This is a genomic window from Ktedonobacterales bacterium (assembly GCA_036557285.1).
Lineage (GTDB): Bacteria > Chloroflexota > Ktedonobacteria > Ktedonobacterales > DATBGS01 > DATBHW01.
In genome coordinates this window covers 25,716-41,927 of sequence record DATBHW010000044.1, presented here as the reverse complement: position 1 = coordinate 41,927, position 16,212 = coordinate 25,716, and the positions used below count along the sequence as shown (strand labels likewise).

The following is a 16,212-nucleotide window of genomic DNA, read 5'->3' as shown; positions in this document are numbered from 1 at the left end:
CTTTTAGTGAGGGAATTTGAGTCATTGGTAGGAGACTATCTATGAAAGCCCTGCTCGGGTCGAAACTCAACCTGGCGCTGACCATCCTCGCGGTTCTGGCGGCGCTGATGGCGCTGACGGCGGTCGCGCTGACCCACCCCATATCCTCCCACGCAGCGAGCCAGACGTTTCCCGCCAGGGGCAATCTGGATTGTAACGGCTTTAGCACCGTCCAGAAACCCCTGCGGGCGGTGAATTTCTGCACCGATCCGCAGTATGAGGGCGAGCGCGCCTATGACAACGGACATTATATCGGCCATGATGAGCCTGCCGCTCAGTTTTATTCCAATGTGGCCGGCTCAGGCAATAATGTCCAATATACCCTGACCCTGCCCAGAGAGCGCCCGCTGCCAGCTACGCAGTCCTTCCAGAATGAGCCGACGTTCTGGTTTAGCATGGCCCTGTGCGATCCCAACTCTTTCCCCAATGGGGCCTGCATCCCTGATAGCGACCAGAATAACCCCAATCGGGCTGGCTCGGCCTTCCTCGAAATGCAGTTCTACCCGCCAGGCTTCGCCCCGGTGATTAGCTGCGATCTCACCCACTGGTGCGCTTCGCTGCACATCAACAGCCTTGAGGTTGATCCGACCACGGGCGATCTCAATCCCGCCTGCTTTGAGCCAACCAACTTTGCCTTCGTGCAGCGCGATGGGATTCCCACCGGCCCGGCTGGCCCCGACACCGCCAACGATTCCACCTTCACGCCCAATGCGCAGACTTTGTTGATGAATCAGGGCGATACCCTGCGCATCACGATCAACGACACGCCTGGCGATGTCTTCGGCGGTGTCACCGAGCGCATTGATGATCTGACCACGCACCAGAGCGGCTTTATGATCGGCAGCGCGCACAATGGCTTCCGCACGCTGAATCCGCATACCTGCGTGGGGACCGATTTCAGCTTCCACCCGGAGTTCTCATCTGCCAAATTCGGGAACTTTGTAGCCTGGGCCGCGTTGCAGGCCAATATCGGTTTTTCTGACGAGATCGGCCACTGGGAGAATGGGACCGGCGATGGGGACGCGGATGACGCCGGGTGTTTCCCCGCCAGCCCAACGGCCTTGCTGGCCGGGTGTGTTGGCGAGGATGACGACTTCGACGGCACTTCCTACCAGGCGGATTATCCCGATGGGACCAAGAACAACGCCACAGCGTGGACGTTCACCGCGCCGCGCTTTGCTGCTACCGGGAGCACGCACTATAAGGGGCGCTATCCCATTATGCAGCTTGAGACGGAGGTAGCGGCCTCCGAGACTACTTGCAACTTCGCCAATGGGGTAGGTTGCACAGTACCGCCGGCTGGCGCAGCCTTCTATCCCTTCTACAGCGTAGCGCATCATGGGGACGACAGGTGCGTCTTCGAGTTTGGCAACCTCACGCATGGGGTCAATGACTTTGGCAAAGACGCCCAATATGGCACACCCAACCTGGCCTGGTTCGCTGGAACCCTGAGCAGCGGCCCACAGGTCAATGCCTGCCTGTGAGTCGTCCCAGGAGCATCAGGCATTCCTCGATCTGACACAAAAGGGGCAACCAGCACCCTCTGGTTGCCCCTTCTCTTTCTCACAGGCGCCATCCATGCGCAGCACAGTGGCTCTGCCAGCCACGTCAAAAAGCAGGGCCAGGGAGATATAGTCCCCTGTCCCTGCTGTTGTGTCACGCTCTGAATCAGGTTGGTGAAGCTTAGCCGCCAGTCTCCTGCGGCGGCTGTGGTGCGCGGCGGGGGCCATGCCGACGCCGCACCGTTTCGGCTACTTTGAGCCGACCAATGGCGCGCTGCAAGGAGCCTTCCAGCGCGCCCCGATCAACATCAGTCTCGCGCTGTTCCAGCGAGACCTGCGCGCGGCGGCGCGCCTCTTCAGCGCGGGCCGTGTCTATGTCTTCGGCGCGCTCTGCCGCGTCGGCCAGCACCGTCACGACGTTATGATAGACTTCCATAAAGCCGCCAGCGACGAAGAGGGCTTCTTCATCGCCGCCGTACTTGATGCGAAGCTCGCCCGCCTGAAGCAGCGTCAGCAGCGGCGCGTGGCGCGGCAGGATGCCCAGCACGCCCTCCGAGCCAGGGGCCACGACCATATCGGCCTCGCCGCTGTAGACGTTGCGATCTTGCGTGACCACCTCCACATGCAGGGTCAGTCCGCTTGCCATAGTGCGCTCCTTTGGCCCTACCGGCCCTGTTCCTTCTCGTAGGCTGCCACGACATCATCAATGCCGCCCACCATATAGAAGTACTGCTCAGGGATGCGGTCGTGCTTACCGTCAAGCACTTCCTGGAAGCCGCGAATCGTCTCCTTGAGGGAGACATATTTGCCTTCGCGGCCCGTGAACGCCTGGGCGACGAACATGGGCTGCGAGAAGAATCGCTCGATCTTGCGGGCGCGGGCAACGGTCAACTTGTCGTCGTCGGAGAGTTCGTCCACGCCCAGAATGGCGATAATGTCCTGCAAGTCCTTATAACGCTGGAGGACTTTCTGGACGGCGCGGGCCGTGTCGTAATGCTCCTGGCCGACGACCAGCGGGTCCAGCACGCGGCTGGTGGAGGCCAGCGGGTCCACCGCCGGATAGATGCCACGCTCGGTAAGGGCGCGCTCCAGCACAATAGTGGAGTCCAGATGGGCGAAGGTCGTCGCAGGAGCCGGGTCGGTGTAGTCGTCGGCAGGCACAAAGATGGCCTGCATCGAGGTGATTGACCCCTTCTTGGTCGAAGTGATGCGCTCTTGCAGCGCGCCCATCTCTTCGGCCAGGTTGGGCTGATAGCCCACCGCTGAGGGCATGCGGCCCAGCAGAGCGGAGACCTCAGAGCCAGCCTGGGTGAAACGGAAGATGTTGTCAATGAAGAGCAGCACGTCCTTGCCTTCGACATCGCGGAAATATTCCGCAATGGTCAGGCCGCTCAGGCCGACGCGCAGCCGCGCGCCCGGTGGCTCGTTCATCTGGCCGAAGACCATCGCCAGCTTATCCAGCACGTTGGCTTCGGTCATTTCGTGGTAGAGATCGTTGCCTTCGCGGGATCGCTCGCCCACACCGGCAAAGACGCTGTAGCCGCCGTGTTCCAGGGCGATGTTATGAATCAGTTCTTGAATGATGATCGTCTTGCCGACGCCAGCGCCGCCGAAAGTGCCGACCTTGCCGCCTTTCATGAAGGGGGCGATCAGATCGATCACCTTGATGCCCGTCTCGAAGACTTCCATTTCGGTAGCTTCTTCTTCGAGGGTCGGCGCGGGCCGGTGAATCGGCCAGCGGGGCGCGTCGGTGACTTCCGGCAGGTTGTCCACCGCCTGGCCGAGTACGTTAAAGATGCGGCCCAGGGTTTTGGGGCCGACAGGCACCGTGATGGGGCCGCCGGTGTCAATGGCGACTTCGCCGCGCTTCATGCCGTCGGTTGGTCCCATTGCCACGCAGCGTACCCAGTTGTTGCCCAGGTGCTGCTGCACTTCGAGTGTCAGCGGCTTCTCGACGCCTTCAATATGGGTTTCGACGGCGTTATAGATAGGTGGAAGCTGGTCGGGTGGAAACTCAATATCCACGACAGCGCCCAGCACCTCCACGATGGTCCCTTTGGTTGGGGCGGAAACGGCCATGATGACCTCCTGGCATGGACGTGGCGACGAGATAGCGTCCATCCCATCGCCGCGCCAACACACTATTGACTGGCGCCCGCCACCACTTCGAGAATCTGCGTCGTGATGGCTTGCTGGCGCGCTTTGTTATACGTGAGCGTGAGATCGCCCACCAGTTCAGTGGCGTTATCGGTTGCGTTTTTCATGGCAACCATCTGCGCTGACCACTGGCTGGCAAGCGATTCAAGTATCGCCTGGTAAATTAACGTCTCGACATAGCGGGGCAGCAGCTCCGCGAAGAGCGTGGCTGGATCAGGCTCGAAGATATACTCTTCGATATGCCCTTCCTCGGTCTGCGTGGGCGGCTGCACCGGCAGAAGTTGCACCGTGACCGGCTGCTGGCTCGCCGTCGAGATAAACTTCGCGTAAATAAGGTCAACGCGATCTACTTCATTATTGAGATAGGCGTCGGTGGCGACGCGCGCGATGGCGCGCACCAGACTGACATCAGGCTGGTCGCCGTACTGCACAAATTCACCGAGCAGATGCTGGCCGGTACGCAAGACAAAATCGCGCCCCTTGCGCCCGATGGCGACAAAGCTGCCGCGCTCGTTCTGGGCGCGGCCATTGCCGCTCTGCGCGGCGCGAAGCTCGTCCAGCACAGTCTGCGCCGCGTGCCGGTTCAGGTTGCCGGGCAGTGCGCCGCAAAAGCCGCGATCTGGCGAGACGAGGACAACGCCCAGGTTGCGCAGGGGCCGCTCTTGCATAAGCGGCTGCGGTTCATCCAGCCCGCCTGCCAGGGCCAGCCGCGAAAGCAGGCGCTGAAGCTCGTTGGCATAGGGCCGGGCCGCCAGCACGCGCTCCTGGGCGCGGCGCATCTTGCTGCTGGCGACCAACTGCAAGGCGCGGGTACTCTGCGCGATATTCTTGACTGAACGAATGCGCCGCTTGATGTCGCGGAGTGTTGCCATACTTCCTCCTTCGCCCTACCCCTGAAAGCCTGGACGCTGGCGCTGCGACCCCGCCCAGACTGGCATGAGGTTTTCTGAGGCGCTCTTATTGCGGCGCAGACTTCTTGAACTCGACGACAGCCGCGCGCAGTTGCTCGAACTGCTCGCTGCTGATCTTCTTCTGGTTGGTAACAGTGGTTTCGTATATATCCTGGCCGATCTCAGGATGCGTAGCGTCCATGTAGCGGTGGAAAGCTTCTTCCCATTCCGCCACTTTTTCCACCGGCACATCATCGAGGTAGCCGTTGCCAGCCACCCACAGAATCATGATCTGGTGCTCAACTGGCATCGGCCTATACTGCGGCTGCTTCAGGATTTCCGTCTGGCGCTGGCCGAGATCAATGCGCGCTTTGGTGGCTTTGTCCAGATCGGAGGAGCCGAATTGGGCGAAGGCAGCCAGTTCGCGGAACTGGGCCAGGTCCAGCTTGAGCGTGCCTGAAACCTGCTTCATGCCGGGCGTCTGGGCGTTCGTACCCACCCGCGAGACGGAGATGCCGACGTTCAACGCCGGACGCTGGCCCGCGTTGAACAGGTCAGGCTCCAGGTAAATCTGACCATCGGTAATCGAGATCACATTGGTGGGGATATAGGCCGCCACGTCGTTGCCCTTCGTTTCGATGATGGGCAGCGCCGTCAGCGATCCGCCGCCGTAGTCCTCGTTGAGACGCGCGGCGCGCTCCAGCAGGCGAGAGTGCAGATAGAACACGTCACCAGGGAAGGCTTCGCGCCCTGGAGGACGGCGGATGATAAGCGAGATATTGCGATAGGCTTCGGCGTGCTTGGTCAGGTCATCATAGATGATCAGCGCGTCGCGGCCTGTCTCCATAAACTCTTCGCCCATCGCGCAGCCTGCGTAGGGGGCCAGATACTTCAGCGGGGCGGGATCGGACGCGCCTGCCGCCACGATGATCGTATACTCCATCGCGCCGTATTCCTTGAGAATCTCGCGGATGCGGGCGATCTGGAAGTTCTTCTGGCCGATAGCGACATAAATGCACAGAAGGTTTTTGCCCTTCTGATTGATGATGGTGTCAATGGCGATAGCCGTTTTGCCCGTCTGGCGATCACCGATAATCAGTTCGCGCTGGCCGCGCCCGATGGGGATCAGGGCGTCAATCGCCTTGATGCCCGTCTGGACGGGGACGTTCACCGATTTGCGGGTGATGACGCCAGGGGCCACGCGCTCGACGGGGCGGCGCTTCGTGGTGTTGATCGGGCCAGCGTCGTCAATCGGCTCGCCCAGCGGATTCACGACGCGGCCCAGCAGGGCGTCGCCCACCGGCACTTCGATGATGCGGCCAGTGGTGCGCACCTCGTCGTCTTCGTGAATCTGAGTAAAGTCGCCCAGGATGGTGATGGCGACGGTTTCTTCTTCCAGGTTAAAGGCCATGCCCATGATACCTGTGCGTGGAAACTCGACCAGTTCGAGATAACGCACGCCGCTGAGGCCATAGGCGCGAGCGATGCCATCGCCCACTTCAATGACGGTACCCACGCTGACCAGCGAGGTTTCAGCGCCAGCGCCGTCAAATTGGGTGATGCGTCGCTTGATTACTTCAGTGATTTCATCAGCGATTGCCATAGTTGTATCTCCTCAGCGCTTTGGCCGATTCCCATTCCCTGATTTATTACCCGCTCGCTTGCCAGGAGACGCCTGGTCACTGGATGATTGCCCATTGGCTTTGCCTGCTGGCGCAGAGGGCTTCGCAGGAGCCGCCGGGCTATCCGGGCCATGCCCATTGCCCAGCGTTGCTGCCACAGCCCCATCATCTGGGCCGCCTGTGCCGCCGCGAATGATCTGGTCGCGCAAGAGCGCCAGACGGCGGCGCACGCTGCCATCAATCAAGGTGTCACCGATCTGAGCGGTAATGCCGCCCAGAATGGCCGGGTCCACTCTGGTCTCCAGGCTGATCGTTTTGCCGGTGAGCGCCTGCAAGTAGTCTGCGACCTCCGCTTGCTGTGACGCGGCCAGCGGGACAGCACTGGTGACGATGGCAGTAGCCCGGTTGTGATAGTCGTTGAGTTGTTGATCGAACGCCTCAGCGACTTTCGGCCCCAGTTCTACCAGTTCGCGCTCCACCAGCAGCGACGCCAGGGCGAACGCCTGCGGCGTGACCCGCTTTTCCAGCAGGTCACGCACAATAGCTTCCTTGCGCGCGAAGGGAATCCTTGGCTGGCGCAGGATAAACGCGAGTTTACGATTGCTATACGCTTCCGCTATGAGATGCAGGTCACTCTGCCAGCGGTCCAGCGTGCCTTGCTGGACGCCGAGATCGAAGACGGCCTCAGCATAGCGGCGCGCTACCGCTCCCTTTAGCATTGCAGTTCCTTTGCTTGCGCCACGAACTCGTCAACCAGGCGGCGGTGGCCCGCATCGTCGAGCGAAGCGTTGACCACCTGCCCGGCAGCCAGGATAGCGAGGTCGGCGACCTGGCTGCGTAGCTGCGCCCGCGCCTGCGCCACTTCCTGCTGGATGCGTACCTGCGCCTGCTGAACGATCTCGTTGGCGCGATTGTGGGCCTGCTGCTCGATCTCCGCCCGCACATGCTCCGCCGCCTGCGTGGCCTGGGCCAGCGTGTGCGCGGCTTCCTTGCGAGCCTCATCAAGCATCTGCGCTACCTGTATTTTTGTCGCTGCCAGTTCTTGCTGCGCCCTGGCGGCGTTATCAACGCCTTCCTTGATGACCGCTGTGCGCTTATCCAGCGTCTTCATGATCGCTGGGAAGACCCACTTCGACAAGACGAAGAAGAGGATCAGAAAGCTGACGATCTGCGACGCGAGGAACCAGGCATTAATACCCAAACCATTCTCCAATGGTGGCCCCTCCTTTCTTCTTGAAGAGGTTGGTAGGCGACACTACTTCAACAAGGTGGGGCCAAGGAAGAAGACGAGCAGCGCCACCACCAGCGCGTAGATCGACACAGCTTCGGCGAACACAATCGCCAGAATCATGTTGGTACGGATCATACCCGCAGCTTCGGGGTTGCGGCCCATAGCACTGAGCGCGGGGCCAGCCATCAGGCCGATGCCGATGCCGGGGCCGATAGCGCCGATGCCGATAGCCAGGGCGGCTGCAAGAGCAATGGTTTGCATGGAAAAGGTTCTCCTTCTCGAAAATACGTATCTTGTGGTTGATTGTCTTGATTGCACTCAGGAAAAGTGCGATTCGCCTCTATTTCACCTCCGCCCGAAGGCGCAGGAGTGGGCGCAGCTAGTGCGCGACGCTCTCAACGGCTGCCCCGCCGCGATGTTCCTCGCCGTGTCCTTCCTCACCTCCGTGTGCCGTCGTACCCAGGGTCATGAAGACGAGCGTGAGCATGGCAAAGACGAACGCCTGGACCAGCCCGATCAGCACTTCCAGCAGCAGGAAGGGGACCGGACCCAGCGCCGGGATCAGGAACGCCATGACCAGCAGCAGCACGTCGCCAGCGAAGATGTTGCCAAAAAGACGGAAGCTAAATGAGATGACGCGCGCCAGTTCCAGAACGGCTTCCAGAATGCCAACGAAGAGGCCGATGGGGCCATCGCGCAAGGTGAAGTAGCGCCCAAGCTGAAGCTTCGGGCCAAGCATGCGGAAGCCGTAAATCTGGGTAGCGATGACCGAGATGATCGCCAGGCCAATCGTCATATTCAGATCGGTAGAAGCCGGACGCACCCAGGGCGTGATGGCGTTGGAATCGGCCTTCTGGTAGAGGAAAACGCCCAGAAATGGATGGACGTTGGGATGATTGATCGTTCCGATTGACTCGACGAATGGGATCAACTCCAGGTAGTTGGAGACGAGGACAAACAGGAAGATAGTGCAAACCAGCGGGAAGAACTTCCTGCCGCGCTCGCGTCCGGCAACCTCTTCGCAGAGGTTCAGAATCTGCTCGAAGACCCACTCAAAGAAGTTTGAGACGCCACGCGGGACCAGCGAGAGATTGCGTTTTGCCAGAAAGCCAATGGCAAGCACAACGATGACGCTGAACCACGTGGCGAGGAGGGTATTGGAGACGGGCATAGGCCCGATGTAGAACAATAAATCTGGAGCGATCTTGATGTCCGGCAGATTCCAGAACATCCGAATTCCCCCTTCCTGCCGGGCCGCCACCTACATTCTGATGTTCCGACCGCTCCCCCTAGTTCTACATGTACAGCGGGCAACATCCGCTGGCGGCGGAAGTCCCGCTGCTAGCTTAGTAAGGAGATGAGCCTGATAAGCCCATACACGCCAGCGGCCAGGCCAAGCAGCAGCCCGATTAGTGTCGCTATTGGCACAGAATCGTGGAAGACTTGCGAGTCAAGATACCAACCGATGATCGCGCCACCAACCAGGGGCGTGATAATACCAAAGGCTACCTGGCTGGCAACGGCAAAAGCATTAATAGACGAGCGATCTAGCCCGTTGTTTACTTGTCGATTGTTCTTGTTCTTCATCGAATTATCTGGCGTCCACGCTGTGCGCCGCTGGGATTGTAGCACAAAGTTTGAGTGTGTGCAAATATCTGCGCCCAATCAGATTAAGCCGCGCTCGCGGGCCATATTCGCCGCCTGGGTTCGATTGGCCGCGTGCAGCTTGATTAAGATGCTGGAGACATGGTTTTTGACGGTGCCTTCCGCCAGCACAAGCCGGGCGGCAATATCACGATTGCTGGCTCCCAGCGCCAGCAGTTTGAGAACATCCAGTTCGCGCTGGCTGAGTTCCTCCTCTTCGGGGGAAGCTCCTTTAGCAGACGCTCCGCGTCGGCCAAACTCCATGAGCAGCTTGGTAGCAACCTTGGGCTGAATAAACGATTCGCCCTGGTGGACGCGACGAATCGTGGCGGCCAGGTCGTTGGCCGGAGTGTCTTTGAGCAGATAGCCCATCGCGCCCGCTTTGATGGCCTCGAAGACGTAATCGTCGTTATCAAAGGTGGTCAGGATAACGACACGCGTGGCCGGAAGAGTGGCGCTGATGGCCGCAGTGGCCTGGACGCCGTTTTGTTTGGGCATCTGAATGTCCATCAAGACGATGTCGGGCGAAAGCCTGCTCGCCTGGCGCACCGCTTCTTCGCCGTCGCTGGCCTCTCCGATGATCTCGAAAGGAGGGGAGTCGCTGTCCAGTTCAAGGATCGTTTTTAATCCCTCACGCATCAAGGTCTGATCTTCACAAAGCAGGATGCGAATGGGGCGCTGCTCTTGCATGGTGAATCCTCAATTCAAGGCAGCCGAGCGTGGCAGACTGGCTTCGACGATAGTTCCTCTATTGGGGCGAGAGGTGAGGCTCAAGCGCCCGCCCAGGGCTTCGACTCGCTCGCGCATGCCGGTGATGCCGTAATGGCCTGGGGGGCTGGAGGGCCGGTTAGGCTGCGTCTCGGCTGATCGCTGTCCGGCGGTGACGAGCGCGGGCAGGCCCACGCCGTCATCTTCAACCTGGAGGGTGATTGTTTCTTCGTAGCGCAAAAGGCTGAGTGTGACGGCATGGGCGTGGGCGTGCTTTTCAATATTGGTGAGCGCCTCGGCCCCGATGCGATAGAGCGCCTCGCGGACGGGGGTGGAGATGTCGCCCAGGTCCGGCTCGATGTGATAGATCATGTGAAAGCCAGCGCGCTCGCTGCTTTCGCGGGCGCGTCGGGCCAGCATTTCAGCGATGGATTGCTGGGTGGGCATGGGCAGGCGCAGATTCGCCAGCGAGGCGCGCATCTCGCTCATGGTGCTGCGAACAATTTCTTTGGTCACTTCGATTTCGTGATCGGCGCGCTCAGGATTGACCGCGCGCAGCCGCTGGGCGGCCTCCAGCTTGACGGCAATCAGCACCAGGGCGTGTCCGATGGTGTCGTGCATCTCGCGGGCCAGCCGCCCGCGCTCGGAGATCACCGCCATTTCGGCCTCGCGTTCGGCGGAAAGCTCAAGCTGGCGGTGCGCGTCGGCGAGCTGGCGGTGCGCGTCCTCCAGGGCGCTGAAGACGTGTTCACGCTCAACACGCTCGCGCCTCAACCGACTGGAGGTGTAGGTCGTATAGCCAACGCTTAAGATGCCCATGCCCATCGAGATAGCGATCCAGATGATGGCTTCCGGCGGTGGGCCTGTGGTCCAGATCAGCGCGTAAAACACGCCGAGAATGCTCAGCCCCGCCGGGAGCAGCGCCAGGGGAAACCGGAACATGCCCAGCGCCATGCCGAACGTTGCCCAGAACATCCAGCCCATCATCGGACTCAGCGCAGTCATCAGGCAGATCGTCACAAAGACCCATCCCCAGCGGGAGAGCGCGGTCCGCCAGGGTATCGGCCAACTGCCGATGACCATATGCTTTTTGCGGGCGTGCTTCACGGCCCAGGCAGCGTACCAGGAGAGATAGCCGATGGAGAGGAGGATAAGCGCCGCTCCTCTCCAGGTGTAGAGCATATCTGGCTGATCCGCGAAGGCGCCAACGAGGCAGTAGGCGAGCAGGCCGACGGTAACGAGCAGCCAGAAAAGAGTTTCTCTGCGGCTTGATCGGCTCAGACGTTCTAGCTCCGTCACGGGCGCCTCCTTAACTCTGGTTACGTCGTGTTACGACCAGCGGAAGAAACGAGCGGAAATCACCAGGGCTACGATAAAGTATATCCCAAGTCCGGCCAGGTCAACCAGCGGATTGTTGAGGGTGGTCCCTGCCTGCGAGACATTGCCCACAATCATCGCCGGGCGCAGCACATCCACCATCAGGAAGCCCGGCAGGGCGCGGCCAACCTTCTGAACAGCATCTGGCATGATAGAGAAAGGAATGTAGATGTTGCTCAAGAAGACGAGCGGCAGGTTGATGATCTGCGAGATGATATTGGCCGTCTCGAAGCGCGGCGAGACGGCGGCAATAAACTGACCGATGGTAATAAAGACCACCGCGCCGATCAGGATAAAGGCCACATCCAGATACCAGCCGCTGCTTTCAGGATACGCCTGGAAGGCGATGGCCGCGATAATCAGCGCCAGCACGACCTGCATTGCCACCACCACCAGTTGAATGACGATGCGCGCCAGCAGATACTGTGAAACGGGCATGGGTGTCGCCTGGATACGGCGAAAAACGCCGTTTTCCCGCAGCATGACCATCGGCATCGAATTAAAGATGCCGTTCGTGGCGATGCTGATCGTGATGATGCCGGGCAGCAGCCAGAGGGCGGTATTGATCCCGCCAGTCTGGGCTGTGCCGGTCACGTTCGTGCCGCCCTTGAAAATGTAGCCAAAGAACAGGAACAGCACCATTGGGAAGATCAAGTTGAAGAACGTTGCTGTACGGTTACGGATGGTTCCCAGGAAGACCATCTTCAAGGAAATGAAAAAACGTTTCACGTGAAACACTCCTTATATCATCTCTCGTTTATCGTCTATCGCTCTCATCCATCGGCTTGGCTGATGTTCAAGCGTTGCCCGCTGGCCTGGCGCTAATCACGAATCTTGCGCCCCGTCATCGAGAGAAAGACATCTTCCAGATTGGGCTGGCGGATGTTGACATTGCGGATGGAGCGTCCCGCCCCGACGGCGATCAGTTGCAGGTCGGCCAGCGTCTGCTGCGATTGCGTCGTCTGAACCTCTAGCTGCCCGCCGTCATAGCTGACCGAAGAGACACCGGCCAGGACTTTGATCCTGGCGATATGCTCCGGGTCCAGTTCCACGTCGGCGCTCAAGGTTGCGGCTTCGCCAAGCTGGCTGGTGAGGGCGTGCGGAGTATCGAGCGCCAGAATCTTGCCGTGATCAATGATGCCAATGCGCTTGCACAGGACTTCGGCTTCTTCCATATAGTGGGTCGTCAGAATGACGGTGCGGCCCTCTGAACGCATGCGGCGGATGCTGTCCCATATGCCGCGCCGCGCCTGCGGGTCCAGGCCGGTGGTTGGCTCGTCCAGCACGACAATACGTGGATCGTGCGCAACGGCCAGCGCCAGCGCCAGCCGCTGACGCTGCCCGCCCGATAATTGATTTGCCTTTGATCGGGCTTTCTCCTGAAGATCAAAGTGTTCCAGATAGCTGATGATCTGTTTGCGGCTGAGAAAGACGTTGTAGAAGCTGGCGTAGAGTTCGACCAGTTCAGCGCAGGTCAGGTCAGGGAACAGGGTGGTGTCCTGAAGCTGCACGCCGAGTCTCTGTTTGACTTTCACGCTGTCCTTCTGGACATCTAACCCCTCAACGGTGATCCTGCCGCTGTCCGGCTTCTTCAGCCCCTCCAGGCAGGAGAGCGTGGTGGTTTTGCCCGCGCCGTTGGGGCCAAGCAGGCCAAAGCATTCGCCTTCCGCGATCTCGAATGAGACGCCATCCACAGCTTTGACCTCGCCATAGGAGACGGTCAGGTCTTGAATGCTGATGACGGTTTTGTTTTCCATACCAAGTCCTTTCAAGGTCTATTGGTGTATGCCCGCGATGTGCTGCGGTTGTGTTTTCTTACCAGGGAAAGTATAGTGGAGAGCAGCCGCAGAGAGAGAGTCCGAAACGGTCTATTTCTTGAAGGTGGAAAGGTCTATTGGCGGTTAGGTCGAAAGTCATAGCCAGCGGTGTCATGTGATCGGTCTTCTTATAGTCCGATAGGTGGGCGCGAGAGCCAGCATGGCCCGCCGCTGGTTCCGGCTGGCCCAGCCGGAGCGCCGACCCAAAAGTCCTGTTGGGCTTGAGACCTTGCTGACGAACTGTTAGAATAGCCGTGTTCAGTAGGCCGCGCTTGATAGAGCAGAGCAATCGTCGCCAGGAGCGGCCACCATCTGCAACGAAGGAGCTATCATGGGGATGGGCGCGCGTGTGGTTGTGACCTTGCCAGCTTTTATGGCCGAACAGACGCTGGCGCAGACGGTGCGGGAAATCCCGGCGGAACTGGAGGCTGAGGTGCTGGTGGTGGATGACGCCAGCCGTGATCGCACCGCTGAAGTAGCCCGCGAGTTGGGGTTGATGCTCATTCTGCACGAACGCAATAAGGGCTATGGGGCGAATCAGAAGACGTGCTACGATGAGGCGCTGCGCATGGGCGCTGAGGTAGTGGTCTTGCTCCACGCGGATTATCAATACGACCCCAAATCCATCGTGCGCCTGGTAGAACCCATCCTGAAAGGCCGCGCTGATTTCACCTTCGGTTCGCGCTTTGCCAGGGGCGCTGATCCCCGCCAGGGCGGCATGCCGCTCTATCGCTACTGGGGCAATAAGCTCACGACGGCTATCGAAAACCTGCTGCTGGGGACGCGCTTCAGCGAACTGCACAGCGGCTTCAAAGCCTATCGCCGCACAGTGCTGGAGCGCCTGAACTATCACGCCTATTCCGATGATTTTGTCTTCGACAGCCAGATGATTGTTGATGCGGTCTTACAGCATATGCTTATCGAAGAAGTGCCGATTCCCACCCGCTATACCCTGGAGTCGTCTTCGATCAACGTCAGGCGCTCGCTGGTGTATATCGGCCTGACGATCTATGAACTCTTCCGCGCCCGATTCAAGCGGCGCACCCCTGCCCGACGCTGAGAGCGCCCCTCCCTCGCGCGCCAGGCGGGCGCAGGCATGTTGCACATGTCCCCCTCTATTCGTCATACCTCATTGAAGGTTCCGCCGAGCGCCTCTGCCCTGCGGTTCCACCAGACATGAGGTTTTGGCAAGCGAGACCCGTTACTTGTAGCGCCGCCTTCCAGGCGGCCAACGCTGGCCGCCTGGAAGGCGGCGCTACAAGTGGCAGCCCCCGATAGTTGGTGGAACCCTGCCCTGCATTTGACAGTGCGGGGCATGTAGGGCTATACTCTGTGCGAATCGTGGAACTCAGAGGCGCGGCTGCGCTTCCCTGGGCGCCTTCTGCTGCGCCCTGGCGCCCTTATCCTGAACTTATCATCGCTCGCGTGCAGCGAAGGGGAAATGAACTTATGCGGCGTAGCACTTTGCTTCTCCTCCTTTTTATTCTCCTGCTGGCAGCAGGGGCAGCCTATGTTGACGCGCCAAATAACGGCGGCATCCACCTTGGCGCCTATAACAATGATTTGCAAGTGCGCGAGGGTCTGGACCTTCAGGGCGGCGTGCAGGTACTCTTAGAGGCGTCATGCTCTTTGCCGCCCAACCAGTGTAACGCAGAGACAAAGAAGTTGATGCCCGACGTGCGCGATAACATCGAGCGGCGCGTCAATGGCGGCCTGGGCGTCTCGGAGCCGGTCATTCGGTTGCAAGGCGATTACCGCATTTCGGTTGAACTCCCCGGCCTGAAGAACGAGCAGGATGCGGTGGCGCTGCTCGGCCAGACAGGCAAGCTGGAGATTATTGATACCGGCCCTAACCGGTTAACCGAGGGTACGGTGGTGAAGGAGGGGCAGTATCCGGTAGTCTTCACGGGCGATCAGCTTGACCCCAACAGCATCAATGCGAATATTGACTCGCAAACCGGGAAACCTCAAATTCTTTTCCAATTCAAGGGTTCGGCCCAGAGCGCTTTTGCGAACTATACCCAGAGCCATGTCCAGCAATATCTCACCATCACCCTGGATGGGAAGGTTATTGAATCAGCGGTCATCCAGACCCAGATTACCGGCCAGGGGCAAATCTCCGGCGGCAATATGACGCTGGACCAGGCGCAGGCGACTGCCGCGCTGCTGCGCTATGGCTCGCTGCCGGTGCCGCTGACGCTGGTCAGCGAGCGCCTGATCGGCGCGACGCTGGGCCAGCAATCGGTGAATGATAGCCTGGTCGCGGGCGCTATTGGCCTGGGCATCGTCATCCTGTTCATGCTTATCTACTATCGCCTGCCTGGTTTGCTGGCGGATATTGCACTGATTCTCTACGCGGGGTTCACCTTCGCGGTCTTCAAAATGTTGGCCGTCGTGATGACGCTGGCTGGCTACGCGGGCTTCATCCTCTCGATTGGTATGGCTGTTGATGCGAATGTGCTGATCTTTGAGCGGGTCAAAGAAGAGTTACGTGGAGGAAGAACGCTTTCGCAAGCCATTGATGTGGGCTTCAAGCGGGCCTGGCCCTCCATCCGCGATTCCAACGCCTCTACGCTGATTACCTGCGGCATTCTGTATTGGTTCGGCAGCAACTTTGGCGCGAGCATCATCGTCGGTTTTGCCACGACGCTGTTCCTGGGCGTGGTCATCAGCCTCTTCACCGCCATCACCGTCACGCGCACCTTCCTCAACCTGCTGGTGCCAACGGGTGTGGCGACGCATCCCGCGCTCTTTGGCTTGCCCAGAGGCGCTATCACCGTTGGGAGTACCCGCCGCGCCAGCCTGGAGCGCCGTCTGGCGCAGCGCGGCGCGGCGCGCGCGCGGGTGGTTGAGGAGGTTGAAGAAGAGGAGGAGGAAGAGGAAGAAGAGCCTGCCGGTCGTCAGCTCTCCCTGAAAGAGCGCCTGGCGCTCCGTCGGGCTGGCGGCGGCAAAGCTGCGGCTGATACTGCCCAGGACGAGGCGGAGGACGAGGAAGAGGATGCGGAGGAAGATGAAGCCGAGGAAGAGGCGGATGCCGCCGCTGAAGAAGAGGACGCCGCAGATGAGGAGGCGGAGGAGGCTGACATTACAGCGGACGCCGAAGAAGACCTGCCGGAGAAGGTGGGGAGCGGAACGAATGGCGCCGCGCGCTCCAAGGCGCAAGGTAACAAAGAGGAAACCGCCCGCGCCGGTCGCGCCGGTTCCAAGCGTGGCGTGGAGGACTAA

16 protein-coding genes are annotated in these 16,212 nt (G+C 60.0%); 3 read left to right on the top strand and 13 right to left on the bottom strand.

Features of this window, described 5'->3' with window-relative positions:
• Positions 1-41 precede the first annotated feature (41 nt).
• Positions 42-1,523 carry a hypothetical protein gene (locus tag VH599_12850; protein HEY7349194.1) on the top strand — a complete coding sequence of 494 codons (1,482 nt, stop codon included), beginning with the start codon at positions 42-44 and terminating at the stop codon, positions 1,521-1,523.
• A 199-nt stretch (positions 1,524-1,722) separates the two neighbouring features.
• On the opposite strand, the gene VH599_12845 is transcribed toward VH599_12850, so the two are convergent.
• From VH599_12845 to VH599_12785, 13 genes are all read right to left on the bottom strand, one after another.
• Positions 1,723-2,187, bottom strand: coding sequence for a F0F1 ATP synthase subunit epsilon (locus tag VH599_12845; protein HEY7349193.1), 465 nt, complete (start codon positions 2,185-2,187; stop codon positions 1,723-1,725).
• Between the two features lie 17 nt (positions 2,188-2,204).
• Positions 2,205-3,620 carry a F0F1 ATP synthase subunit beta gene (atpD, locus tag VH599_12840; GenBank protein ID HEY7349192.1) on the bottom strand — a complete coding sequence of 472 codons (1,416 nt, stop codon included), beginning with the start codon at positions 3,618-3,620 and terminating at the stop codon, positions 2,205-2,207.
• Positions 3,621-3,682: 62 nt separating this feature from the next.
• Entirely contained in the window at positions 3,683-4,570 is an 888-nt protein-coding gene (atpG, locus tag VH599_12835; GenBank protein ID HEY7349191.1) for an ATP synthase F1 subunit gamma, read from the bottom strand.
• Positions 4,571-4,655: 85 nt separating this feature from the next.
• Entirely contained in the window at positions 4,656-6,191 is a 1,536-nt protein-coding gene (atpA, locus tag VH599_12830; GenBank protein ID HEY7349190.1) for a F0F1 ATP synthase subunit alpha, read from the bottom strand.
• Between the two features lie 12 nt (positions 6,192-6,203).
• Positions 6,204-6,929 carry an ATP synthase F1 subunit delta gene (atpH, locus tag VH599_12825; protein ID HEY7349189.1) on the bottom strand — a complete coding sequence of 242 codons (726 nt, stop codon included), beginning with the start codon at positions 6,927-6,929 and terminating at the stop codon, positions 6,204-6,206.
• Positions 6,923-7,423 carry a F0F1 ATP synthase subunit B gene (atpF, locus tag VH599_12820; protein HEY7349188.1) on the bottom strand — a complete coding sequence of 167 codons (501 nt, stop codon included), beginning with the start codon at positions 7,421-7,423 and terminating at the stop codon, positions 6,923-6,925. Before atpF ends, atpH begins: the two co-directional genes overlap by 7 nt.
• Positions 7,424-7,465: 42 nt before the next feature.
• Positions 7,466-7,702, bottom strand: a complete 237-nt coding sequence (gene atpE, locus VH599_12815; protein HEY7349187.1) for an ATP synthase F0 subunit C — start codon at positions 7,700-7,702, stop codon at positions 7,466-7,468.
• Positions 7,703-7,820: 118 nt separating this feature from the next.
• Positions 7,821-8,672, bottom strand: a complete 852-nt coding sequence (gene atpB / locus VH599_12810; GenBank protein ID HEY7349186.1) for a F0F1 ATP synthase subunit A — start codon at positions 8,670-8,672, stop codon at positions 7,821-7,823.
• Between the two features lie 110 nt (positions 8,673-8,782).
• Positions 8,783-9,028, bottom strand: a complete 246-nt coding sequence (locus tag VH599_12805; protein ID HEY7349185.1) for an AtpZ/AtpI family protein — start codon at positions 9,026-9,028, stop codon at positions 8,783-8,785.
• Between the two features lie 78 nt (positions 9,029-9,106).
• A complete protein-coding gene (locus VH599_12800; GenBank protein ID HEY7349184.1) occupies positions 9,107-9,775 on the bottom strand; it encodes a response regulator transcription factor in 669 nt (222 codons plus the stop codon).
• Positions 9,776-9,784: 9 nt separating this feature from the next.
• Positions 9,785-11,092 carry a sensor histidine kinase gene (locus tag VH599_12795; GenBank protein ID HEY7349183.1) on the bottom strand — a complete coding sequence of 436 codons (1,308 nt, stop codon included), beginning with the start codon at positions 11,090-11,092 and terminating at the stop codon, positions 9,785-9,787.
• Between the two features lie 30 nt (positions 11,093-11,122).
• Entirely contained in the window at positions 11,123-11,899 is a 777-nt protein-coding gene (locus VH599_12790) for an ABC transporter permease (protein ID HEY7349182.1), read from the bottom strand.
• A gap of 92 nt (positions 11,900-11,991) precedes the next feature.
• A complete protein-coding gene (locus tag VH599_12785) occupies positions 11,992-12,927 on the bottom strand; it encodes an ABC transporter ATP-binding protein (GenBank protein ID HEY7349181.1) in 936 nt (311 codons plus the stop codon).
• Positions 12,928-13,318: 391 nt separating this feature from the next.
• Between VH599_12785 and VH599_12780 the strand changes: the two genes are divergently transcribed.
• On the top strand, positions 13,319-14,047 hold the full coding sequence (locus VH599_12780) for a glycosyltransferase family 2 protein (GenBank protein ID HEY7349180.1): 729 nt from the start codon (positions 13,319-13,321) through the stop codon (positions 14,045-14,047).
• 389 nt (positions 14,048-14,436) lie between these two features.
• Positions 14,437-16,212: a protein translocase subunit SecD gene (gene secD / locus VH599_12775; GenBank protein ID HEY7349179.1), complete on the top strand. Its 1,776-nt coding sequence runs from the start codon at positions 14,437-14,439 to the stop codon at positions 16,210-16,212.

Coding starts and splice junctions, on each gene's coding strand:
- VH599_12850 (HEY7349194.1), top strand. CDS start 42: ATGAAAGCCCTGCTCGGGTCGAAACTCAACCTGGCGCTGACCATCCTC.
- VH599_12845 (HEY7349193.1), bottom strand. CDS start 2,187: ATGGCAAGCGGACTGACCCTGCATGTGGAGGTGGTCACGCAAGATCGC.
- atpD (HEY7349192.1), bottom strand. CDS start 3,620: ATGGCCGTTTCCGCCCCAACCAAAGGGACCATCGTGGAGGTGCTGGGC.
- atpG (HEY7349191.1), bottom strand. CDS start 4,570: ATGGCAACACTCCGCGACATCAAGCGGCGCATTCGTTCAGTCAAGAAT.
- atpA (HEY7349190.1), bottom strand. CDS start 6,191: ATGGCAATCGCTGATGAAATCACTGAAGTAATCAAGCGACGCATCACC.
- atpH (HEY7349189.1), bottom strand. CDS start 6,929: ATGCTAAAGGGAGCGGTAGCGCGCCGCTATGCTGAGGCCGTCTTCGAT.
- atpE (HEY7349187.1), bottom strand. CDS start 7,702: ATGCAAACCATTGCTCTTGCAGCCGCCCTGGCTATCGGCATCGGCGCT.
- atpB (HEY7349186.1), bottom strand. CDS start 8,672: ATGTTCTGGAATCTGCCGGACATCAAGATCGCTCCAGATTTATTGTTC.
- VH599_12805 (HEY7349185.1), bottom strand. CDS start 9,028: ATGAAGAACAAGAACAATCGACAAGTAAACAACGGGCTAGATCGCTCG.
- VH599_12800 (HEY7349184.1), bottom strand. CDS start 9,775: ATGCAAGAGCAGCGCCCCATTCGCATCCTGCTTTGTGAAGATCAGACC.
- VH599_12785 (HEY7349181.1), bottom strand. CDS start 12,927: ATGGAAAACAAAACCGTCATCAGCATTCAAGACCTGACCGTCTCCTAT.
- VH599_12780 (HEY7349180.1), top strand. CDS start 13,319: ATGGGGATGGGCGCGCGTGTGGTTGTGACCTTGCCAGCTTTTATGGCC.
- secD (HEY7349179.1), top strand. CDS start 14,437: ATGCGGCGTAGCACTTTGCTTCTCCTCCTTTTTATTCTCCTGCTGGCA.